Consider the following 21,310-nt stretch of genomic DNA (forward strand, 5'->3'; position numbering starts at 1 on the left):
TCCGGCCCGGCAACGCCTATGACCAGTGGGAGAGTCACGGTGTACTTCGCCGCACTGCTCGCGCGCACCGAAGACGGGTGGCAAGCGAGCGACACAGACCTCGACAACGTGGAAACCCTGTCCGACTTCGCCGACCTGGCCCGCGAGACCGCGGTCGACGACGACACGGTCCTGGTGTTCATCGAGCAGGAGGACGCCTGGTTCGGTGTCGTCCGGGTGGACGGCGAGGACGACCCCCGTATCTACCTCTCGGACGCCGCCGCGGCCAGCCGGAGCTCCTACGGGGCCCTGCTGGCCGACGAGCTGCTGGGCCGGGACGACATCACGGAGGACCTGGACAGCCTCCCGGACCTCGACGGCACGGAGGACGGCGAACCGGAGCCGGCGGAGGACGAGGCCGACGCCCCGGACGCCGCCCCGCCGGTGCCCGCCGGGCCGCTGGGCGACGGCCAGATCCTCGCCGACCTCGGCATGGGCGAGCGCGAGCTCAACGCCCTCAGCGAGGACGCCCTCGGCGAGATCGCGGACCTGCTCGGCTGCACGGACGTCCTGGAGGCCGTCCGCTGACGGCCGCCGCCGCGCCCGCGCGGCCGCATCCCGTGACGTCCCCGCCCGGCCCCCGCGGGGACGGCTCCTCGTCGGCGCCCCAGCCGCCGGGCACGACGGCCGGACACCGTGCCCGCGCGCACCCGGGCACGGCCCTCGCGCACACTGGTGCGATGAGCGAAGCCGTTCCCGGCCCCGTCCGGCACGACCCCCGGCCCGGTCCCGCAGCCGACCCCGACCCCGTACGGGACCCGTGGCGGGCCCCGATGCGGGCCGCCCTGGCGGAGGCCGCCCTGGCCCCCGGCACCGGGGACGTCCCGGTCGGCGCCGTCGTGCTGGGCCCGGACGGCTCCGTCATCGGCCGCGGCCGCAACGAACGCGAGGCCACCGGCGACCCGACCGGCCACGCCGAGGTCCTCGCCATCCGCGACGCCGCGCGGGTCCTGGGCGAGTGGCGGCTGTCCGGCTGCACCCTCGTCGTGACCTTGGAGCCCTGCACGATGTGCGCGGGCGCCATCGTCCTCTCCCGCCTGGACCGGGTCGTCTACGGCGCGGCCGACGAGAAGGGCGGCGCGGCCGGCTCCCTCTGGGACGTCCTCCGCGACCGCCGCCTCAACCACCGCCCCGAGGTGATCGAGGGCGTCCTCGCCCCCGACTGCGCGGCCCTGCTCACGGACTTCTTCCGCACCCTCTGACCCCGCGGGAGACCCTCCGGGGACCCCTCGCGGGCCCCTCTCCGGGACGCGATTTCAGAGCACGGCCCAACGTCCGCTAAGCTCTCTCTCGGTAGCGTGTCCGAGCGGCCTAAGGAGCACGCCTCGAAAGCGTGTGTGGGGGCAACTCCACCGTGGGTTCAAATCCCACCGCTACCGCTTCAGTAAACCGCCTCTGATCTGCGCGAGCAGATCGGAGGCGGTTTTCGTATGCCGGGGCGGGCCTCAGCCCCGGGGGAACCTCCCCGTCGCGAGAACGATCCCCATCACGGCCCAGTGCGTATGCCTCGGCGGCGACATGAGGATGGCTCCTCCGACGATCTCGCTCTTGTAGCCCTCGGGGGTGATCTCGTGGAGAAGCTCGAACACGTCGTCGAAATCCTGATCGTCGTTACCGGACATCTCGGTCCCGCCGATCGGTGCGATGGTCGTCCGACGCTCCTCCCTGCGGGTCCCGCGCCCCGGCCCCCGGTGCGGGCCCCTCCGCTCCCGCACCACGCCTGCCGAGGGCGGCCGTGTCCGCCACGGCGCGCGGCCGCAGCGCGGGGAGGCCGAAGGCCGGTGGCGGGATCATCATGCGTGCCCCCTGCGGGCCGCATCCCGCACGTCCACAACGGCCCCGGGTTCCGGTACGGGGGCGTGCTCCGGGCCCGCGTCGCCCGGGTCCGGCTTCACGACGACCATCCCGTCCGTCCCGTACGCCATGGTCAACCGGCTCAGCCACGCTCGCGCGACGCTCCTGCCACCGCCCCGCCCGCCCGTACTCTTCACTTCGTCCGTTGGTGTCACGGCCTCGTACTCCCTTCGCCAGGAGTTCAGTTCCTGTGCTCAACCAACACGGCGGCGCCCGGCGCGGGTACCGTCGTGAGGGGTGTCGAAGCCTGTCGCTTCCCCTACCGCTCGCATGGAGGCCGGGGTATGAGGTCGCCGAACGAACAGCTTGCCGAGGTGCTCGCCCGGTCCGGCCTGAGCCGGGGAGAGCTGGCGCGGAGGGTCAAGGCCGCGGCGGCCCTCCGGCATCAGCCGCACATCGCGCCCGACAGCACCGGCGTGCGCAGGTGGCTGCGCGGTGAGGCGCCCCGCCGACCGCTCCCGGAGATCCTGGCGGACGTGTTCTCCGAGCATTTCGGGTACCGGATCACGACGTACGACCTCGGGCTCGGGGACAGCACGACCGCCGACGACGCACTCGTGTACAACGCCTCGTACGCGGCTACGGTGGAAACAGTCGCCGACTTGGGGAGAGCGGACGTGGACCGTCGCAAGTTGCTCGCAGCAGCGCCGTTCATCGCTGTCGCCGGGGTGGGCCCCTCCCGGGACTGGCTGTTGAGCACCCTCGACCAGGAACCGGAGTCCGGCCCCCGGGTGCGCGCCGAGGACGTGACGGCGGTGCGGAACATGTTCACCACGTTCCAGCGCATGGACATCTTCCAGGGCGGCGGCTCGGGTCGCCTGGTCCTGGCCGAGTACATGACCCAGCACGTCTACCCGCTGCTCCGCCGCACGCACACGAAGGACGTCCGCCGGGCCCTCTGCCAGGCGGCGGCCGAACAGACGTACCTGCTCGGGTGGATGGCCTATGACAACGGTGAGAACGGCACGGCGCAGCGGTACCTCATTCAGTCGCTGAGGCTCGCGGAGGAGTCCGGCGACGTCGCTCTCGGGGCGCACGTCCTGGCGGGCATGGCCGATCAGGCGACGCTGCTCGGGAACCCGGCCGAAGGGCGCCGTCTCGCGCAAGCGGGCAGGCACGGGCTCGCGAAGTCCACCTCCCCGGCCTGCCTGGCGGACCTGTGGTGCCTCGAAGGCCGGGCTCTCGCGCTGCTCGGCGAGAAGAAGGCGGCGGCACGCGCGGTCGCGGCGTCGGAGAAGGAGTACGAGCGGGTACGGCCGGGGGAAGAGCCGGACTGGGCGGCGTTCATCGACCCCGCGTATCTGCACGGGGAGCACGCGAACACCTTCCGGGACCTCGGTGACGCCGGCACCTCGGCGGAGCACGCCCGCCGGTCGATCGACTTCGCCAAGCGGCAGGAGCGGGCCCGGCGCGGCGCGATGTCGCAGGCCGCGCTGGCGGTCTCGCACCTGCAACGACGGGACCTCGACTCGGCGCACGCCGCGGGTCTGCGGACGCTCGCCCTCTCGCGGAAGGTCAAGAGTTCCCGCTGCGTAGAAGCCGTGCAGGACCTCCAGCGGCGGATGCGGCCTTTCGGGGCGCACCGGCTCGTGGCCGACTTCGACGAGCGGGCGCGCGAGTTCGTCGCGGCGGCGTAGCGCCCGAAGGGCGGCCGCCCGCGCCGGGCGGACGGCCGGACACGGGCGGGGCACGGGCCGGGGCTACGCCCCCGCCCTCACGCCTTCGGCAGTTCCTTCATCGACCGCAGCGGCGAGAAGAAGATCAGCAGCCAGCTCACCGCCATGATCCCCGCCCCCGTCCACAACGCGGCGCGCAGGCCCGCGAACTCGCCCAGGAGGCCCGCCAGGAGCGAGCCCACCGCCAGCGCGCCGGTCACCAGGAACCGGAAAGTGGCGTTCATGCGGCCGAGGAGGTGGTCGGGGGTGAGTTCCTGCCGGGCGGTCACCTTGATGACGTTGTCCGAGCCGATCTTGAAGGTGATGGCCAGCCAGGCGAGGGCGGCCGCCCAGAGCGCGGGGCCCCGGTCCAGGCGGGCGATGAGGCAGCCCATCGGGGCGACGGCGAGGCCGATCACCCACATCGCGCGGCCGTGCCCGAGCTTCCGGCCGATGGCGCGGGCGCACAGGGAGCCGAGGAAGGCGCCGACGCCGCCGAGGCCCAGGTAGGCGCCGAGGACGCCCTCGGAGAGGCGCAGCTCGCGGACGAAGAGGACCGGGAGCAGGGTGAGGCTCATCTGGACGGCCAGGTTGGTGGCGGCGCCCTCCAGGGCTATCGGGCGCAGCAGGGGGTGGCCGAGGACGAAGCGGGCGCCTTCCAGGATCTCCCGGCCGAGGTGGCGGCCGGGCTGCCGCTTCGGGGCGGGCTCGGGGCGCCGCACCCGCAGCAGGCACAGCGCGGAGACCACGTACGTGGCGGCGTTGACGCCGATGGCCAAGGGGGCGGTGATCAGCTGGACGAGGTAGCCGCCGGCGCCCCGGCCGGCGACCGAGTTGACGGCTTCCGCGCTCATCAGCCGGGCGTTGGCCTCGCCGAGCCGCTCGCGGCCCACGACGTGGGGCAGGAAGCTCTGGTTGGAGACGTCGAAGAAGACGGTCGCGACGCCGCCGATCAGGACGACGGCGTAGAGCTGATAGAGCGTCAGGGCGTCGAGCCACCAGGCCACCGGGATCGAGCCGAAGAGCGCGGCGCGGACCACGTCGGCGGTGATCTGGAGGCGTCTTCGGCGCATCCGGTCGACCCAGGCGCCGGCCGGCAGGCCGATCAGCAGGAACGCGACGGTGCTCAGCGCGGCGAGCGCGCCGACCTGACCCGAGGAGGCGTCGAGTTCGGTGACGGCGAGCAGCGGGACGGCCAGATAGCTGATCTGGGTGCCGAATTTACTGGTGGCCCCGGCGGCGAAGACGTACCGGAAGTCCTTGAGGGCGAAGACGGATCCGCGCACCGGCGCGGCGGCCTCCGGGGAGGCCGCCGCGCCGTCCGCGCCCGTCGCGGAGGTGGTGTCCGAGGGAGACGTCACGGGCTCAGGCGGTTCGGAAGCGGACCTGGCGGGCGATCACGTCGCACCGCGCCACCGCGTCGGCGCCGTCGGCGCCCGAGACCAGCATGTAGCCCGCGCAGCAGTCGGCGACGGTCCGCAGCGGCGGGATGGTGTCCCCGGGGTTGCGGGCGATCACCACGCCCCGGTCGTGGCCCGTGATCTCGTGCAGGAGCGGCAGGTAGGCGTCGGTGAGCTCGCCCGGCGGCACGCGCCGGACGACGGCGTCGACGTCCTCGTCGATCTCGACGGCCTCGACGGTGCCGGGCTCGGGGACGAAGAACTGGATGGCCGCGCCGCCGACCGGCTCGGGCGGGGTGAGCGGCAGCTCGTCGATGCCCAGCGGGACGGTCAGCATCATCCGGGCGAGGTCCAGGCCGAAGGCGCGGTTCACCAGGTGCTGCATGGCGTGGCCGCCGAGCCGGGCGTGGGACTCCAGGACCCGGGGGCCGTTCGGGGTCAGCACGTACTCGGTGTGCGAGGGGCCCTCGGTCAGGCCGACGGCGTCGAGCAGCCGGGCGGTCATGTCCCGCAGCTCGGCCAGGTACGGGACGGCGACCCGGCTGGGGGTGCTGACGGCCCACTCCACGAAGCGGTCGTTCATGCGGTACTCGGAGTAGCCGATGACCAGGTGGCGGCCGCCGAGCGAGAAGCCGTCGACGCTGACGACGGGGCCGGAGAGGAACTCCTCGGCGAGGGCCGAGGTGAGGCCGGCCCCGGTCATGGACTCCCAGGCGCGCACGGCCTCCTCGGCCCCCTCCACCCGGTTGATGTGGCGGCTGGCGGCGCCGTCGACGGGCTTGAGGACGACCGGCCCGGCCACCGAGGCGGCGAACTCGGCGGCCTCCTCGGCGCTGTGCACCACCTGGTGGCGGACGGGGCTGAGGTCGTGCTTGGCGAGCAGCTCGCGGGTGAGCGCCTTGTCCTTGAGCGCCCGCTGGGTCTCCTCGCCGACGCCGGGCAGGCCGAGCGCGTCGACGACGTGGCCGCAGGCGACGCCGGCCGGCTCGGAGGTGGTGAGGACGCGGTCGAACGGACGCTCCTCGTGCAGCGGGCGCAGCACGTCCAGGATGGCCGGGCCGTCGGTGATCGGGGCGTGCACGACGCGCTCGCAGTGCTCCGCGATCGACGGCTCGTAGAGGCCCTCCTCGTGGACGAGCACGATGTCGATGCCCAGGTCCTTGGCGCCGGCGATGGGGGCCGGGCGGCCGCCGATCCACGCTACTCGAAACATCAGTTGTCTCCGCTTGTTGTCGTACGAGGGCTCGTAGGAAGGGGGGCGAGGGGCGTGCCGGGCGGCCGCGCCTCAGGTCATGGCCACGCGTACCGAGATCCCGGCCAGCGCGGTGCCCATCACATAGCGCTGGATGTTCAGCCACCGGGGACGGTTCTTGAGGAAGGTGGAGATGGAGCCGGCCCCCAGGGCGATCAGGGCGTTCACGGTGACCGCGACGACGATCTGGGTGAGGCCGATCAGAAGGCTCTGGAGCGCCACGGAGCCCTTGTCGGGCTCGACGAACTGCGGCAGCACCGAGATGTAGAGGATGGCGATCTTGGGGTTGAGGAGGTTGGTGACCAGACCCATCGTGAAGAGCTTGCGCGGCGGGTCCGGGGGCAGCGGCTTCGGGTCGAAGGCGGAGGTGCCGCCGGGCTTGAGCGTCTTCCAGGCGAGCCAGAGCAGATACGCCGCGCCCGCCAGCTTCACGGACGTGTAGACGGCGGGCACCAGCGTGAAGAGCGTGGCTATGCCGGCGATGGCGGCCAGGAGGTAGACGAAGAAGCCCGCGGCGACGCCGAGCAGCGAGACCAGTCCGGCCCGCTTGCCCTGGGTCACCGAACGGGACACCAGATAGATCATGTTGGGGCCGGGGGTGAGGACGAGGCCGAGCGCGATGACCGCCATGCCCACCACGGCATGCATGCTGACCATACAACTCCTTTGCTGGCGGAGCGTTTGCTAGCGGTCCAGGCCGCAGCCGCCCCGGGCGACGGGGGATCCTGGATATTCAACCGCAACGCAGTCCAGGGTGAATTGGTCGGCAGTGGCCAGAATCGACTTCTCCACCTCGTGGGTGGTGCCGCCGCGGAACCGGAACCGGGCGCCCACGTGCTCGTAGCCCCCGACCTTCGGCATGACGTAGCCGATCTGCGGCACCACGGCGGCGTACGGGGCCGGGCCCGAGCTCGGCGTCGGCGAGGCGGCGACCACCTCGCAGGGCGCGGGCACCGGGGTGGGCACCAGCAGCCAGCCGCCGGTGCTGCCGTGCGGAACCGGTTCCAGCGCCGGTTCCTTGCCGACCTGGATGGCGGCCGCGGCGGCCATCAGGTCGACGCCGTGCACCTCGCGCCAGATGAAGGGGATCTCCGCGCCGCCGACCCGGCAGCCGGCCTCCAGGAAGGTCAGCCGGGGCGCGCCGGACCCGTCGGTGCCGACGAACACCTCCAGGTGGAACACCCAGGGGCGGCGGCCGCCGAGGGCGCCCGCCACGGCGGCGGTGAACTCGCCGAGCGGACCGAGCAGTTCCGGATCGTCCTCCTCGACCGAGCCCAGGCTCTGGCCCTCGGTGAAGTCGACGCAGGTGTTCACGTAGCGGGAGGCCGTCCAGGGCCCCAGCGCGGTGCCGGTCCACAGCCCGTCGATGTGGAAGATCGTGTCCGGGCAGAGCGTCTGCACCAGCCGGGCCTCGGGCTCCAGCGCCTCCAGCTCGCCGAGGTCGTCGGCCGAGTCCAGGCGCATCACGCCCCGGCTGGCGGTGCCCCGGCGGGGCTTGACGATCACGGGCCAGCCATGGGCGTCGGCGAACTCGCGCACCGACTCGGCGTCGGGGGCGTCCGCGAACGCGGGCGTCCGGATCCCTGCGCCCGCCACCAGCTCCGTCATGGTCAGCTTGTCGCGGAACCGGGCGAGCTCCATGGGGCTCTGCCCGGGGCAGCCGAGCTGGGCCCGCAGCAGCGCCGCCGTGTCCAGGTCGCCCTCGTTGAGCGCGACCACCCGGGCGGGCGTGCCGAAGCGCACGGACAGCGTGTCGGCGGCCTGCTTGACCTGGTGGAAGTCGTCCGTCGCGCGGACCGTGACGATGCCCGCCGCGCTCTCGGGGATGGACTGCCGGCCCAGCACCGTGGTCACGTACGAGACACGGTGCGCGCTGTGGTCGATGTAGTTCTCGTACAGCGCGTACCGGTCGCGCCACCGGTGGATGACCAGGATGTGGTCGCTCAAGGCTGTTCCCTTCTGGCGTGGTCGTGGATCCGGCGCACGGCGTACGTCGCGGTGAGGACGGCGGCACGGGCCGCGCCCAGGGCCTCCTGGGCGGCGTCGAGGTCGGCGTCCGGCAGCCCGCCCACCACGTCCGTCGCGCATTCGATGAGGTGCAGCGCCACCCGGGCGAGGTCGTCGTCCGGGCCGAATTCCTTGGCGACCGCCTTGTGGGCCGATTCCAGCAGCTGTGCTGCGTTGCTTTGCACAGGGTTCTCCCGTCGGTCGAAGCGGGCTCCTCGCGGGCCGCGCCGCGTGTCGGGCGCGGCCCGCGAAGAGCCCGGCGGCCGGACCGGCCGTTGGTGGACCGGTCAGCCGATGCTGAAGCGGATCCGGTCGTTGATGTCGTCGCACTTGGCCACGGCGTCGTCCGCGTCCACGCCGGTGGCGATGACGTAGCCGGAGACGCAGTCGGCGACGGTCAGCAGCGGGGGCACCTCGTCGCCGGGGCCCTTCTGGATGACGGCCGCCACCTCCTCGTCCTGGAGCTGGTCCAGGTACGGCAGGAAGACCAGCGGCACCTCGCCCTTGGGCAGGTGGCGCACGGTGGACGGGATGCCCTCCTCCACGTCGACGGAGCGCACCGTGCCCGCGTCCGGGGTGAAGAAGCGCACGGCGGCGCCGGCGATGGGCTCCGGCGAGGTCTCCGGGAGCTCGTCGATGCCCAGCAGCACCGTCAGGAACATCCGGTTGAGGCTGAGGCCGAAGGCCCGGCGGACGAGCTCCGGGGCGCCGCTGCCCGCGAGGCGGGCGTGCGACTCCAGCACCCGGGGGCCGTCCGGGGTCAGCACGAACTCGCTGTGCGAGGGGCCCTCGGTGAGGCCGACCGCGTCGAGGAGCTTCACGGTGAGGGCGCGCAGCTCGTCCAGGTGCGGGCGGGCGACCCGGCTCGGGGTGCTGACCTCCCACTCCACGAAGCGGTCGTTCATGCGGTACTCGGAGTAGCCGATCGGCAGGTGACGGCCCTCGAAGGAGAACGAGTCGACGCTGACGACCGGGCCGGTGAGGAACTCCTCGGCGATCGGCGCGGTGATGCCCGCGGCCTGGAGGGTCTCCCAGGCGGCCGCCACCTGCGCGGGCTCGGAGATCTCGTGGATGTGCAGGCTCGCGACGCCGTCGACGGGCTTGAGGACGATCGGGCCGCCCACCTCGGCGAGGAACGCGGTGGCCTCCTCGACGCTCTTCACCACGCGGTAGCGGACCGGGCTCAGGTCGTGCTTGGCCAGCAGCTCACGGGTGAGGGCCTTGTCCTTCAAGGCGCGGGCCGTCGCCTCGGAGACGCCGGGCAGGCCGAGCGCGTCCACCACGAAGCCGGTCGACTCGGCGGCCGGCTCGGTGGTGGTGACGACGCGGTCGAAGGGGCGCTCCTCGTGCAGCGGGCGCAGCACGTCCAGGATGGCCTGGCCGTCGGTGAGCGGCGCGTGGATGATGCGCTCGCAGTGCTCGGCGACGGCCTCGTCGTACGCGCCCTTCTCGTGGACGAGCACGATGTCGATGTCCAGCTCCTTCGCGCCGTTGATGGGCGCGGGACGGCCGCCGATCACCGCTACGCGGAACTTGCGGGGCATGCGAACTCCTTGGGGTGTCTTGTGGGAGGGGGTGGTGATCAGCTGGCGTAGACGCGGCGCAGCCAGCGCGCCCCGGCGTCGGGCAGCGGGCTGAACGCCTTGCGGCGGTGCAGCACCCGGTAGTTGTCGAAGATCATGAAGTCGCCGGCGCTGAGGACGAGCTCCCGGGACTCGGCGCCCGTCAGGGCCTCCGAGAAGGCGGCGAGCGCGGCGGCGCCCTCCTCCGTCACCCCGCGGGTGGTGCCCCGGTCGTAGCGGGCGCGCAGCCGGCCGTCGGGCGCGGTCTCCAGCAGCCGGGCGGGTGCCAGCTCCCGGACGGACCCGTCCGCGTCGTTGGAGGCGGGCACGCCCACGGCGAACTCCGGCCGCTGGAGCAGCGTCCGGGTGTGCTCGTCGAGCCCTTCGGCGACCCCGTCGACCGCCGTGAGCTCCGTGGGCACGCGCTCGTCGTTGCGCACGGCGTAGAAGGAGAGGTAGTGCGGGACGTACAGCCGGGGGTCGGTGCCCGGCTCGCCGAACGGCAGGTGCGGCTGGTCGGAGTGCCAGAAGAACTCCGAGTCCGCGCCCCAGGAGCTGGTGATGCCGCTGGCGGCCGGGTTGGGCACCACGTTGCGGATCAGCCGGCCGTCGTTCTCGTAGCTGACCGCGAAGGGCGTGGCGCCCAGCAGCTGGAGCAGCCCGAAGTGGAGGGCGTTGATCACGGCCAGGCCGGTCTCGTCGCCGTAGCCGTGCACCGGGGTGTCCGGGAAGTCCTGCCGCGGGAGGTTGCCCAGGATCAGCGCGTGGGCGCCGGCGACCGAGAAGATCTCCAGTTCGTGCAGGACCTGGCCGGGCAGGAGGTTGCCCAGCGCGTGCGCGCCGATGGTGGCCAGGATCGCCTCATCGGCGTCCGAGTCCAGTTCGGTGGCGGCCACGCGCTCGGCGATCTCCTTGCCCAGGAGGTCCCTTGTACCGTCGTCGAGACGGAATTCGGACAGTCGTATGCCGTCTGTCATCGAGGGCTCCGATCGGTCACTCGCGTGCGGGTGCTCAGTCATGGCCCGCTACGGGAATCCAGTAGGTCCGCGCGCGCGGGTCCCAGCGCCGGGCCAGCGGGTCACGCAGGCGCCGGCTCACGAGGCCGATCGGCGTGACCACCAGGTAATAGGCAGCGAAAAGCAGAGGTTTGGGCATCGTCCTGCTCTTTCTCGGGGGCTTCTTCGTCGTTGCGTGGGGCGGGTCCGCCGGGCCCGGCCGCACCGGGCGGCCGGGAACCGGTCGGGAGGGCCTGAGCGCTCGGCCGGGACTCCGGCGAGTCGTCCGCGGGTGCGTCGTGGCTGGTCGCGCAGTTCCCCGCGCCCCTTCGGGGCGCTGCCGAACCGCACCGGACCTCGCCGAGCCGGCTCAGTCGAGCGGAATCGCCTCACGCCAGTCGTTGTCCTCGTGCCACTCCGGCTGCGCGGACTTCTCCAGCAGGAAGTTGCCCACCGCCAACAGGTCGATGTCGGTGCGCATGAAGCAGGTGTAGGCGTCCTCCGGCGTGTTCACGATCGGCTCGCCGCGGACGTTGAAGGAGGTGTTGACGAGCACCGGGCAGCCGGTCTCCTCCTTGAACGCGGTGAGCAGCCGGTGGTACGGCGCGTTGTTGTGCTCGGAGACGGTCTGCACGCGCGCGGAGGAGTCGACGTGGGTGACCGCGGGGATGGTGGAGCGCTGCACCTTCAGCAGGTCCAGGCCCTTGGCGTCCGACTCGGCGGCCTCGACCCGCTGCGCCTCGGCGACCTGGGTCACCACGAGCATGTACGGGCTCTCCTGCGGGAGGTCGAAGTAGTCCTTGGCGTCCGTGTCGAGCACCGAGGGCGCGAACGGCCGGAACGACTCCCGGAACTTGATCTTGAGGTTCATCGCGGACTGCATCACCGGGTCGCGCGGGTCGCCGATGATCGATCGGGCGCCGAGCGCGCGCGGACCGAACTCCATCCGGCCCTGGAACCAGCCGACGATCTTGCCGTCGGCGAGGCCCTTGGCGACCTCGCGGGCCAGCGCGTCGGGCTCCAGGCGGGTGTACGGGACGTTCTTGCCGTCGAGGTACGCCGCGATCTCGTCGTCCGAGTAGCCGGGGCCGAGCAGCGAGCCGGACATGGCGTCCTTGCCGGTGCCCACGTGGGTGCGGCGGGCACCGCGGTCGGCGGCCACGGCCAGCGCCGCGCCGAGCGCGCCGCCCGCGTCACCGGCGGCGGGCTGGATCCAGACCTCGTCGAAGATCCCGGCGTTGATGATCTTGCCGTTGGCGACGCAGTTCAGCGCGACGCCGCCGGCCAGCACGAGGTTCTTCTCGCCGGTGCGCTCACGGGCCGAGCGGGCGAGCTTGACGACGACCTCCTCGGTGACCTGCTGCACCGAGGCGGCGAGGTCGAACTCGCGCTCCGTGAGCGGGCCCTCGGGGCTGCGGCGGGGACCGCCGAAGAGCCGCTCGAAGCCGCGGCCCGTCATCACCTCGCCGCGCAGGTACTCGAAGTAGCGCATGTCGAGCCGGAAGGACCCGTCGGGCTTGACGTCGATCAGCTTCTCGCGGATCAGCCCGGCGTAGCGGGGCTTGCCGTAGGGCGCGAGGCCCATCAGCTTGTACTCGCCGGAGTCCACCTTGAAGCCGCAGAAGTAGGTGAACGCCGAGTACAGCAGGCCCAGCGAGTGCGGGAAGCGGATCTCGGCGATGGGCCGCAGCCGGTCGCCCCGGCCGTGCCACATGGTGGTGGTGGCCCACTCGCCGACGCCGTCGATGCACAGCACGGCAGCGGACTCGTAGGGGCTCGGGAAGAACGCCGAGGCCGCGTGCGACTCGTGGTGCTTGCGGACGTCGATCCGCGGGACCCGGCCGAGGCCGAGCTCCAGCAGCTCGCGGCGGACCGTGTCGGCCGTCCGGCGCTTCCACTTCAGCCACGCCGGGAGCGTGGCCTGGAAGGCCGGGAAGGCGTACGGGGCGGAGCCCGCGAAGGTGGCGAGGACGCGGCGGAACTTCAGCTCCGGGTCCTCGTAGTAGGCGACGGCCGAGACGTCGCGCAGGGTGGCGCCCACCTCGTCCAGGCAGTACTCGACCGCCCGGGCCGGGAAGGCCGAGTCGTGGCGGCGCCGGGTGAAGCGCTCCTCCTGGGCCGCCGCGACGGGGACGCCGTCCGCGACCAGGGCGGCCGCGCTGTCGTGGTAGTAGGCGGAGACGCCCAGAACCAGGTCAGACATGCCTGTGCTCCTTAACGCGCGAAGGACGGCCGGACGGCGTCTTCGGGGGTGTGCTCGCGGATAGGGGGGATTCGGGGCCGTGGTTCATCGCAGACCGCCCAGGGTGCGGGCCATCCGCGGCGCGACCTGGCGGGCCAGGAAGGTCCGCGGCGGGTTGAGGGAGCGGTAGCCCACGCGGACCCGCTCCCAGACGTCCTCGGGGCCGCCCACGACTGCCCGGCCACCGGTGGTCCGGGTCGCGGGCACCGTGGCCATGAAGGTGTCGACGGCGTCGGCCGCCCACGCGGAGTGCCCGGTGGAGACGTTGTCGATGGTGTTGTGGATGTCGACGAACCGGGTGCTGAAGCCGTGCTCCTTCAGCGCGATCCGGGCCCGGCGGTACGAGCCGCCGACGCCGGACAGCTCCATGGCGACGTTCAGGCCCAGCACCTCCGGCAGGAAGGTGCGCGGGAAGCGCCCGACGCACAGCCAGTACACCGGCAGCTCGAAGGACTCGTCGCGGAAGCCGGACCAGCGGGAGAACTCCCGGGAGCCGGTGGGCGGCAGGACCACGTCCATCTCCGCGAGGACCTCGCGGTAGATGAGCGGGTGGTTGAGCTTCTCCTCGCCGTTGCCCAGCTCGTCCCAGTAGGTCTCGAAGAGCGAGAACCCGATCTCCGAGGAGGCGTTCTCGTAGTCCGTGAACCCCTGGAGCCAGCTGCCGTCGATCAGCGTCAGCGGTGCCAGCTGGACCGTCGAGTCGACCAGCTCGGCCCGGCTCGCCACCGGGATCTCGGCGCCGTCCTCGAACTCCTGGCCGTGCCGGTCGTGCTGCTCCGCCAGCCAGGGCCGCAGCCCGGCCCGGTGCCAGCGGACGGGCAGCTGGAGCTCGGCCTTGTCGAGGCCGTGCCGGGACCGGGCGAGCCAGTCCTGGACGTAGCCGACGGCCCAGCGGCGCAGCGCCGGGGTGTCCGTACGGCGCTGGAGCATCCAGTACGCCTCGCGCAGGTCGGCCGGGGCGCGGCCCTCGGCCGGCCGGACGGCCAGCGACGGGAAGTCCGGCGCGGCTGCGGTGGCCGCGGCCTCCGCCGCGGCGGGCCCGGCGGTCTCCCGCTCCTCCCCCTTGGCGGGAAGCGAGTCGATCCACCGGCGGATCACGGTGAGGTCCTCGGGCGAGAACACCCGGAACATCGGACCGCGCTCCGAGACCAGGCCGTTGACCAGCGGACTGGCCTTGGACCGGCCGGGCTTGACCAGGCGGCTGCGCGACAGCACGTCGAGCAGCGGACCCGGGTCGGTGCGGGCCTGCTTGAGCCAGTCGGACAGCGACCGGCCCTCGACCTGGAAGTCGTGGTGGTAGACGGAGCCCTCGCGGGCGCGCAGCCGCATCAGCTCGGCCATGTCGTAGGCCGGGTCGCGAGCGGCGTCCAGCTGGGCGTACAGGCCGGCGCTCCAGGTGCGCAGGGCGGCCAGGGCCCAGGTGAAGCCCGTGACGACCCGGTCGGCCTCGGCGGCCGGCAGGGCGTCGACGGCGGCGCGGGCCCGCTCCAGGTCGGCCGGGCCGCCCTCCTCCCGGGCGCCGCCCGGGTCGAGCAGCGACCAGTCCGCGCCGCCCGGCAGGGCCTCCCGGACCAGGGCGAGCGCGGGCGGCAGCCCGGCGTGCCGCAGGCACAGGTCGGCACCGAGGATCTCGGCGCGGAAGTCGTCCGGCCGCCGGCTCATGGCCAGCAGCAGGGCGGGCAGGTGGAACGCGTCGTCGCCGATGCGCTGGTCCAGCGCGAGCCGGGACGCGGGCACGGCGTTCTCCGACAGCAGCAGCTGCCGCAGCAGCGCCAGGAAGGCACTGCCCCGGGAGGCGCGCGGGTGGCCCGCGCCGACGTCCGAGGCGTAGACGGTGAGGATCCGCAGGGCGGCGGAGTCGTCGGCGTTGCCCGGCGCGCTCAGCCACTGGAGCCACGCCCCGGAGAGCAGGGCGAGCGGGGCGCAGCCGAGCGTCGCCCGGCGCACCAGGGTGTCGCGGGTGCCGTCGGCGGTCACGCCGTCGAGCAGCGCGCGGAAGCGGGTCCGCTCCGCGTCCGCCCAGGCCGCGGCCCGCTCGGTGAGTCCGGTCAGGTCCGGCTGCCCGGCCCGCTCGGCGGTGGTGTCCGGGCCGGTGGGCCCGGGGGTGGTGGCCGGGCCGTCGGCCCCGGCGGGGATCCGGCGCAGTTCGGCACGGATCTCCTCCGGGAACCGCCCGCCGGGCAGCGAGCACTCGGGGTCCGCGGCCCGTACGTACAGGGTCCGGGACGCGGACCCGGCGTCCTGCCGCCGGGGCGGGCTCGGGGCAGGGGACGCCGCCTTGTGGGTCAGCAACCTCTTCCCTCCTTGGCTTGGTTCGCCTGGCGCTGCGGGGGCGCTAGAACATCGGATAGATGGACGCGTCGTTCTTCTTCTTCGGCTTGCGGCCGAGCAGCTTGTCCAGGATCTTTCGCAGGATGGACACGGCGGGCACGCCCTCTCGTGGGGAGATCGGTGACGGTCAGGACAGACCGAGGGTCTCGGCCATGACGCGGGTGACGATCTCGTGACCCTCGTCGGTGTAGTGGGCACGGTCGACGAAGAGCCAGTCGGCCGGCTTGATCGCGTCGGCGACCGCGGGGTTGAGGTCGAAGAAGCGCGCGCCGGCCTTCTCCGTGACGACCCGGAGGGCCTCGGCGTAGGTACGGCCGGCCTCGATCGAGGCGATGATGCCGTAGTTCTCCTCGAACGAGCCGTTGGAGGAGAGGGAGTTGAGCTCCTCGAAGAGCAGCTTCTCCTGGGGGGCGTGCTCCTCGCGCAGCCACGGCGCCATCGGCTGGAGCGCGTAGGTGATCTTCACATCGGGGCCGACGAGCTTGCGCAGCGACTCCAGGTGGCGGCCCGTCAGGCCGGCGGCGGTGTCGATCAGCTCGGGCAGGGTGCGCTTGCGCTCGGCGGGCCGGCGGGGCGCGGGGGCGGCGGGCTTGCGGTCGGCCAGCAGACCGGTCAGGCCGCGGGCGGGCGCCTTGGCGGGCTTACGGGCCTTGGCCCGCAGCTCGTCCATCGCCTCGAAGTACTCACCGCTGAAGAAGAAGGCGCCGTCCTCGCCGCGCTGCCACTCGGGGAGCAGCGAGAGGGCCAGGTTGTTGAGCCCGGAGAGGATGACGATCTCCTCGACCTCGGGCAGCAGGTGCTGGTGGAAGAGGAAGAGCATCAGCTCCTGGGCCGAGTTGTGGCTGCGGCCGCCGAAGTTGAGCCAGGGCGCGGAGGGAGCGTACGTGCTCCACAGCCGGGAGGAGATGGTGGCGCCGTCGTTGGTGGCGCCGATGCCGAGCGCCGTGGAGCTGCCCATCAGCAGCTTCACCGGGCCCTTGGGCAGCTCGCCCGCCGCGGACGCGGTCTGCCCGCCGGGGCCGCGGGAGAGCCGGAAGCCGAGCCGGTCCGTGTTGATGACGGGCGACCGGTAGGAGGCCCGGTGGAAGTACATCAGGTAGGGCAGGTAACGCACCTCACCGCGGTCGTCGAAGTCGTCGTACTGAAGGAGTTGCGGGGTGAGGGTCTCTCGGTACAGCTTCACGAACAATCTCTCCCTGTGTGGGGGCGGCCGCGTCCCTGCGGGGACGGGCCGGGTCAGCCCTGGAACAGACGGCCTCGGTGGATCTTGTGCTGCGCTGCCTGGGCCAGCGGGCGCACCACCAGCTGGTCGACGTTGACGTGCTGCGGCAGCCCGACCGCGAGCGCGACGCACTCGGCGACGTCCTCGGCGGTCAGCGGGCGGTCGACGTCGGCGTAGACGGAGGCCGCCTTCGTGGCGTCGCCCTCGAAGCGGTTGACGGCGAACTCGTCGGTCTTGACCATGCCGGGCGCGATCTCGATGACGCGTACGGGCTCCCCGGACAGCTCCAGCCGGAGGGTCTCGGTGAGCGCGTGCTCGGCGTGCTTGGCGGCGCTGTAGCCGGCGCCGCCCTCGTAGTTGACGAACGCGGCGGTCGAGGTGATGGTGACGATCGTGCCCCCGCCACCCGCCCGCAGCAGCGGCAGCAGCGTCTGGGTCACCTTCAGGGTGCCGAGGACGTTCACGTCGAACATCCACTGCCAGTGGTCGGGGTCCGCGCCCGCGACGTGGTCGGCGCCGAGGGCGCCACCCGCGTTGTTGACCAGCACGTCGCAGCTGTCGAGGGTCGCCAGGGCGGCCTTGACGGCCGCCGCGTCGGTGATGTCCACCGTGAGCGCCCGGCCGCCGATCTCCTCGGCGAGCTCGGTCAGCCGCTCCTCGCGGCGGGCCAGGACGACGACCTCGTAGCCGCTCGCGGCCAGTCGCCGGGCGGTGGCCGCGCCGATACCGCTACTCGCACCGGTCACCACGGCCGTTCGGGCCATGCGGACCACCTCCTGAATTATTGCGGGATTATGAACGGGGCATGGCTAGCCCCAGGCGGAATCCGGGTAATCGTCGCGGAACGTGGTCGACGCGACCTCGGAAAGAACATCGAAGAATCCAGAAAATGCGTTGCGTTTCATGGCCCCCGCCCTCTTCGCATTCCGGCGCATTTAACTTCCCAGCGCCGAACGCGACGATAGCCAGAAAAGTTCATGATTCAGCAGGGCGGAATGGCATCATGATCGCGTAGTGCGGGAACACGAAGGGGGAGCAAATGTGCCCAAAACCCGAAGACGAGGGACGAACCGACCATGTAGAGGTGTGCGGTCCGGGCATGGAGGCCTACCGGCTGGCCCTCACCGAGGGGACCGTTTCGGCCCCGGTGCCCCGCTGCTTACTCCAACTCGGCCTGCTGCGGTCGCTGCCGGACGCCCCGTCGACCTATGTACCCGTCCCGCCCGACGTCGCACTCTTCGACATGGCCCGCCCCATCGAGCGCGCCATCCTCAACCAGCAGCACATGCTGGCCTCCATGCGGGTCTCCGTGTCCCGGCTGGAGACCGTCTACCAGGAGGTGCAGCAGCAGTCCGCCCCCGTCCGGCTCCTCCTGGGCGAGAGCGCGATCAGCGCTGCCCTGGAGAAGGCGGTCGGCTCCTGCCGGCGTGAACTGCTGACCGCCCAGCCGGGCGGCGGGCGGGACCCCGAGCTGCTCGCCGAGGCCATCGACCGCGACCTCGCGCTGAGCGCCCGCGGCGTCCGCCAGCGCACCCTGTACCAGCACACCGTACGGTCCCACGGGCCCACGCTGGCCTATATCGAGCGAATAACCGCCGCCGGCGCCCAGGTCCGCACCGTCGACGAGATCATCGACCGGCTGATCGTCTGCGACCGGTCGATCGCCTTCATCCCCGGTGTGCAGCAGCGCCGCACCGCCGCGCTCGTCATCCAGGACCCGGGAGTCATCCAGTACCTGCTCAAGTACTTCGAGTACCTGTGGGAGGCGGCCAAGCCGGTGCGCGGCAAGGGCCTCGCCGCCGGCGGGGGCGCGGAGGCGCTCACCCACGAGACCCGCCGCGCGGTCCTGGAGCTGATGGTGCGCGGGCACACCGACGAGGCCATCGCGGCCCGGCTGGGCATCAGCGCGCGCACGGTGTCCACGCATGTGAAGAAGGCCGCCGACCTGCTGGGCAGCCGCAGCCGGGCGCAGCTCGGCTACCTCATCGCCCGCACCGGGCTGCTGGACGACCCGGAGGCGATGGAGGCGCTGGGCCCGGCCGTACAGGCGCCGCGGAAGGGGCCCGACCGGCCCGCGGCGGAGTGACCCGGCCGGGCCGCCCCGGGGCTCAGCCGGCGTCGAGCGTGCCGGTGCGGGTGCGCTTCAGCTCGAAGAAGTCGGGGTATCCGGCCAGCAGCCGGACGCCGTCGAAGACCCGGGCGGCCTCCTCGCCCCGGGGTATCGAGCTGAGGACGGGGCCGAAGAAGGCGACGCCGTCGAGGTGCAGGGTGGGCGTGCCGACGTACGCGCCGGCGGCGGGGTCCTTGCCCTCGTCGTGGCGGAGCCGCAGCGGCTCGTCCCACGCGGTGTCGTGCGCGGCGGCGGCGAGCTCCGCGGGCAGGCCGAGCTCGGCGAGCCCCTCCGCGACGACCGCGTCGAAGTCCTCGTTCTTCTCCCGGTGGATCCGGGTGCCGAAGGCGGTGTAGAGGTCGCGCAGCCGCTCCTCGCCGTGCCGCTCGGCCACGGCCACCGCGACGCGCGCCGGGCCGAGGGAGTTGTCGACCAGCTCCCGGTACCACGCGGGGAGCTCGTTGCCGGCGTTGTGCAGGTAGAGGCTCATCGGATGGAATCTGACGTCGATGTCGCGCAGCTTCTCGACCTCCAGGATCCAGCGGGAGGCGATCCAGGCGAACGGGCAGGCGGCGTCGTAGTAGAAGTCGACGGTGGACTTCTCCGTGGCGGTGCGCCCGGCGGGGGCGTTCTCGGCGAGGGTCTGCTGGTCGTTGGTCACGCGGCGACCCTAAGCCGCGGGTGGACCCGGCCGGGGGGCCAGTCGGCCGGGAATTCCTTGGGCCAATTCCCGCAACGGCGTTACGGGACCGCGGGATCGGCCCGTGGCGCCCCCGACACCCCGCGCGCGCAACGGACTTGACAGACGGCGCGCGAAATCCGGGACGGCCGGCGACGCACCTGCTAAACGCTGCCAGGATCGCCCCCGTGATCATGCGCGCCGCTTACATAGAAGAGCTCGGGCCGCCGGACGTCATCCAGTACGGCGAGCTGCCCGCCCCCGAGGCCGGGCCCACCGATGTGACCGTCGACGTCACCGTCGCCACCGTCAACCACGTGGACACCTTTGTGCGTTCGGGTGCCTGGCGGACCCCGGTCACGTTCCCGTTCACCGTCGGCCGCGACCTGGTCGGCACGGTCGCCGAGGCCGGTCCGGGGGCGCCGGACTTCCGCCCCGGCGACGTCGTGTGGTCCACCAGCATGGGCCACGGCGGCCGGCAGGGCGCGGCCGCCGAGCGGGTCGTGGTCCCGGCCGACCGGCTCTACCACCTGCCCGGCGGGGTGGCGCCGGCCGACGCGGTCGCCGTGGCCCACCCGGCCTCGACCGCCTACCTCGCGCTGTTCACGCACGGCCGGCTGCGGGCCGGCGAGACCGTGGTCGTCGCGGGCGGCGCCGGGAACGTCGGCACCGCGCTGATCGTCATGGCCGCCCGGGCGGGCGCCCGCGTCGTCGCCACGGCGAGCGCGAAGGACGCGGAGTACTGCCGCTCCCTGGGCGCGACGGAGATCATCGACTACCGCGACCCGGCCGAGGCCGCGCTGCTGCGGGCGGCCTGCCCGCGCGGCGCCGACCTTTACGTCGACACCTCGGCCCGCAACGACCTGCCCGCCGCCGTGGACCTGCTCGCCAAGCGGGGCAGGATCGTCCTGCTCGCCGGGCTGCGCACCCGGCCCGTCCTGCCCGTCGGCCCGCTCTACCTCAAGGACTGCTCGGTCGTCGGCTTCGCCATCTCGCAGGCGACCACCGGGGAGCTCGCCGAGGCGGCGGAGGCCGTCGGCCGGCTGCTCGCCGAGGGCCTGCTGCGGCCCCGGGCCGTGGACGTCCTGCCGCTCGCCGACGCCGCCGAGGCGCACCGCCGGGTCGAGGCGGGCGAGGCGAACGGCCGCCGCGTCGTCCTGCGCACGGCGCCGGCCGGCCGCCCCGCGGAGCCGCGCGACTGAATTCCCCGGCCGCTCCGGCGAAATCGCCGGGACTTCTTGCAGGCCCACCGGAAAACCGAATGCAAAAGACTGCCGACAGCACGCCGGAGCGCTGCCGGCACTCTTTGCTGAGCACCCTCCGGATAAACCCGGTGCGCCGACTTGACAACACTCACCTTTTTCCTTGACCGGGCCGCCGGGGCCTCGGCATCGTCTTCCCCATGAGCGAATCCATCATCGATTCCAGCCCGCTTTTCGAGTGCCGGACGGAGATCCGGGTGGCGGCCGATCCGTTCGAAATCTATTCGGTGGTCAGCGACCTCGGGCGCAGCGCCGAATGGAGCCCGGAATGCATGGGCGGCGAATGGACCTCCGGCACGCCGTCCACCGTGGGCGCGGTCTTCCGGGGCGAGAACCTGCGCAGCACCGAGGTCGTGGCCTGGGCCCCGCTCATCCGCGGCACCTGGTACACCGAGGCGAAGGTGGTGGCGGCGGACCCCGGCAGCACCTTCCGCTGGGTGATGCTCACCCACGCCCAGGAGGACCAGGACAGCGTCTGGGGCTTCGACATCGAGCCCGCCGAGGACGGCGCCGTACTCGTCCACCACTTCCGGATGGGCCGGGCCACCGAGGGAATTCACCACATCGTCGCCGATCTGGACGAGGCCGGCCGCAGGCGCTTCGTCGAGGAGTGGGGCGCCAAGCTGGAGCAGGACATGGAGGTCACGCTCCGGCGCGTCAAGGACGTCATCGAGAAGAACTGACCCGAGCGCGCCTACCG

Annotated in this window: 20 protein-coding genes and 1 tRNA gene; 7 read left to right on the plus strand and 14 right to left on the minus strand. The window is 72.6% G+C overall.

From position 1 onward, the window contains the following. Positions 1-18 precede the first annotated feature (18 nt). From SMD11_RS15820 to SMD11_RS15830, 3 genes are all read left to right on the plus strand, one after another. Positions 19-567 carry a hypothetical protein gene (locus SMD11_RS15820; protein ID WP_087927071.1) on the plus strand — a complete coding sequence of 183 codons (549 nt, stop codon included), beginning with the start codon at positions 19-21 and terminating at the stop codon, positions 565-567. A gap of 152 nt (positions 568-719) precedes the next feature. After that, entirely contained in the window at positions 720-1,241 is a 522-nt protein-coding gene (gene tadA / locus SMD11_RS15825; protein ID WP_087927072.1) for a tRNA adenosine(34) deaminase TadA, read from the plus strand. 90 nt (positions 1,242-1,331) lie between these two features. Further along, a tRNA-Ser gene (locus SMD11_RS15830) sits at positions 1,332-1,418 on the plus strand. 66 nt (positions 1,419-1,484) lie between these two features. On the opposite strand, the gene SMD11_RS35460 is transcribed toward SMD11_RS15830, so the two are convergent. Beyond that, complete coding sequence (locus SMD11_RS35460; RefSeq protein ID WP_159395306.1) at positions 1,485-1,628, minus strand: hypothetical protein; 144 nt, start codon at positions 1,626-1,628, stop codon at positions 1,485-1,487. Positions 1,629-2,177: 549 nt separating this feature from the next. Here SMD11_RS35460 and SMD11_RS15840 point away from each other — a divergent pair. Then, positions 2,178-3,530, plus strand: coding sequence for a transcriptional regulator (locus SMD11_RS15840; RefSeq protein WP_087927074.1), 1,353 nt, complete (start codon positions 2,178-2,180; stop codon positions 3,528-3,530). A 77-nt stretch (positions 3,531-3,607) separates the two neighbouring features. On the opposite strand, the gene SMD11_RS15845 is transcribed toward SMD11_RS15840, so the two are convergent. The 12 genes from SMD11_RS15845 to SMD11_RS15895 all read right to left on the minus strand — a co-directional run bounded on the left by SMD11_RS15845 (position 3,608) and on the right by SMD11_RS15895 (position 17,323). Next, on the minus strand, positions 3,608-4,909 hold the full coding sequence (locus SMD11_RS15845) for an MFS transporter (RefSeq protein WP_234366055.1): 1,302 nt from the start codon (positions 4,907-4,909) through the stop codon (positions 3,608-3,610). A gap of 4 nt (positions 4,910-4,913) precedes the next feature. Then, the gene (locus SMD11_RS15850; protein ID WP_087927075.1) at positions 4,914-6,161 is read right to left on the minus strand and encodes an ATP-grasp domain-containing protein; all 1,248 of its coding nucleotides are present in this window, start codon (positions 6,159-6,161) and stop codon (positions 4,914-4,916) included. A 72-nt stretch (positions 6,162-6,233) separates the two neighbouring features. Next, positions 6,234-6,857, minus strand: coding sequence for a LysE family translocator (locus SMD11_RS15855; RefSeq protein WP_087927076.1), 624 nt, complete (start codon positions 6,855-6,857; stop codon positions 6,234-6,236). A 27-nt stretch (positions 6,858-6,884) separates the two neighbouring features. Then, a complete protein-coding gene (locus SMD11_RS15860; protein ID WP_087927077.1) occupies positions 6,885-8,147 on the minus strand; it encodes an ATP-grasp domain-containing protein in 1,263 nt (420 codons plus the stop codon). Continuing rightward, a complete protein-coding gene (locus SMD11_RS15865; protein WP_232390387.1) occupies positions 8,144-8,392 on the minus strand; it encodes a hypothetical protein in 249 nt (82 codons plus the stop codon). Before SMD11_RS15865 ends, SMD11_RS15860 begins: the two co-directional genes overlap by 4 nt. 102 nt (positions 8,393-8,494) lie before the next feature. Continuing rightward, complete coding sequence (locus SMD11_RS15870) at positions 8,495-9,751, minus strand: ATP-grasp domain-containing protein (protein ID WP_087927078.1); 1,257 nt, start codon at positions 9,749-9,751, stop codon at positions 8,495-8,497. 38 nt (positions 9,752-9,789) lie between these two features. Then, on the minus strand, positions 9,790-10,746 hold the full coding sequence (locus SMD11_RS15875; RefSeq protein WP_087927079.1) for a TauD/TfdA family dioxygenase: 957 nt from the start codon (positions 10,744-10,746) through the stop codon (positions 9,790-9,792). Positions 10,747-10,780: 34 nt separating this feature from the next. Next, positions 10,781-10,924: a hypothetical protein gene (locus tag SMD11_RS35900; RefSeq protein ID WP_170116791.1), complete on the minus strand. Its 144-nt coding sequence runs from the start codon at positions 10,922-10,924 to the stop codon at positions 10,781-10,783. 210 nt (positions 10,925-11,134) lie between these two features. Continuing rightward, the gene (locus tag SMD11_RS15880; RefSeq protein ID WP_087927080.1) at positions 11,135-12,967 is read right to left on the minus strand and encodes a carbamoyltransferase; all 1,833 of its coding nucleotides are present in this window, start codon (positions 12,965-12,967) and stop codon (positions 11,135-11,137) included. A gap of 84 nt (positions 12,968-13,051) precedes the next feature. After that, complete coding sequence (locus tag SMD11_RS15885; RefSeq protein ID WP_087927081.1) at positions 13,052-15,298, minus strand: iron-containing redox enzyme family protein; 2,247 nt, start codon at positions 15,296-15,298, stop codon at positions 13,052-13,054. A 166-nt stretch (positions 15,299-15,464) separates the two neighbouring features. Beyond that, on the minus strand, positions 15,465-16,520 hold the full coding sequence (locus SMD11_RS15890) for an SGNH/GDSL hydrolase family protein (protein WP_087930538.1): 1,056 nt from the start codon (positions 16,518-16,520) through the stop codon (positions 15,465-15,467). Positions 16,521-16,573: 53 nt separating this feature from the next. Further along, entirely contained in the window at positions 16,574-17,323 is a 750-nt protein-coding gene (locus SMD11_RS15895; RefSeq protein WP_087927082.1) for an SDR family oxidoreductase, read from the minus strand. A gap of 335 nt (positions 17,324-17,658) precedes the next feature. Between SMD11_RS15895 and SMD11_RS15900 the strand changes: the two genes are divergently transcribed. Next, positions 17,659-18,645 carry a LuxR C-terminal-related transcriptional regulator gene (locus SMD11_RS15900; protein ID WP_234366056.1) on the plus strand — a complete coding sequence of 329 codons (987 nt, stop codon included), beginning with the start codon at positions 17,659-17,661 and terminating at the stop codon, positions 18,643-18,645. A gap of 22 nt (positions 18,646-18,667) precedes the next feature. Here SMD11_RS15900 and SMD11_RS15905 read toward each other — a convergent pair whose 3' ends face one another. Then, complete coding sequence (locus tag SMD11_RS15905; RefSeq protein ID WP_087927083.1) at positions 18,668-19,330, minus strand: DsbA family protein; 663 nt, start codon at positions 19,328-19,330, stop codon at positions 18,668-18,670. A 212-nt stretch (positions 19,331-19,542) separates the two neighbouring features. Between SMD11_RS15905 and SMD11_RS15910 the strand changes: the two genes are divergently transcribed. Both SMD11_RS15910 and SMD11_RS15915 read left to right on the plus strand, forming a co-directional pair. After that, the gene (locus SMD11_RS15910) at positions 19,543-20,550 is read left to right on the plus strand and encodes an NADPH:quinone reductase (RefSeq protein WP_087930540.1); all 1,008 of its coding nucleotides are present in this window, start codon (positions 19,543-19,545) and stop codon (positions 20,548-20,550) included. Between the two features lie 200 nt (positions 20,551-20,750). Further along, complete coding sequence (locus tag SMD11_RS15915) at positions 20,751-21,293, plus strand: SRPBCC family protein (RefSeq protein WP_087927084.1); 543 nt, start codon at positions 20,751-20,753, stop codon at positions 21,291-21,293. Positions 21,294-21,310: the final 17 nt, after the last annotated feature.

This window comes from Streptomyces albireticuli (genome assembly GCF_002192455.1).
Classification (GTDB): domain Bacteria; phylum Actinomycetota; class Actinomycetes; order Streptomycetales; family Streptomycetaceae; genus Streptomyces; species Streptomyces albireticuli_B.